The organism is Acinetobacter sp. S54 (assembly GCF_016624945.1).
Lineage (GTDB): Bacteria > Pseudomonadota > Gammaproteobacteria > Pseudomonadales > Moraxellaceae > Acinetobacter.
The window spans coordinates 1-707 of sequence record NZ_JACVUI010000029.1 but is presented as its reverse complement, the minus strand read 5'-3'; the positions used below and the strand labels follow the sequence as shown (position 1 = coordinate 707).

1 protein-coding gene is annotated in these 707 nt (G+C 42.1%); it reads right to left on the bottom strand.

Annotated elements, in window-relative coordinates:
- The coding region (locus IAE20_RS16670; protein ID WP_200461975.1) for a thioredoxin family protein at positions 1–620 on the bottom strand (620 nt) is incomplete at its 3' end.
- Positions 621–707 lie beyond the last annotated feature (87 nt).

Below are 707 nucleotides of genomic sequence, written 5' to 3'. Positions count from 1 at the left end.
CTGATTGCTGCTGCATCTTTTTCAGCCGAGTTGCTGTCCAGTTTGGCCACGATCTCTTCAAGAGTCATTCGCCCCTGACCGATATGATTGCCATCCTGAAAGACCATCGGCACTGCCATGATTTTGCGCTGTTCAACTTCATCCTGAAAGAACGCACCATCAATCATGGTGGCGGTGCTATTGGGATTATAGATTGCGATCAGATTTAAAGCCTGTACCACGTCTGGACAGTTGTGACAGCTTAAAGAGACAAATACATCAAAGTCCGCTTTTAAGTTTAAAGCTTTAATTTGCGTTAAGAGTTCATCAGAAACTTTTGGGGCATACCCTGAAGTCTGTAATAACGCCAGAATTAAAGAGGTAAACTCATGTCCCATCGGCAAACCAGCAAAGAATACGCGTGGTTGCTCACCGGCTTTTGCAATACCAAAACTTGGACGGCGTGAGTTTTGTCCATCGAAACGAGCCGTGACCTGATCAGAAAGTTCAGCAATTTCAGTCACCAATTCTTTAATTTTGGTGGCTTTGTCTGAATCATCCAGTGCGGCCACCAGTTCAATAGGGCTTTCTAAACGTTCTAAATAGGTTTTTAACTGAGTTTTAATCGTTTGATCTAACATACTAAATGTCTCCAGAGGAGTAAATTCTTAACTTAATGAGGATGATACGGTAAAAGGTTGCATAGGGGAAACAGTATGTTTTTATTA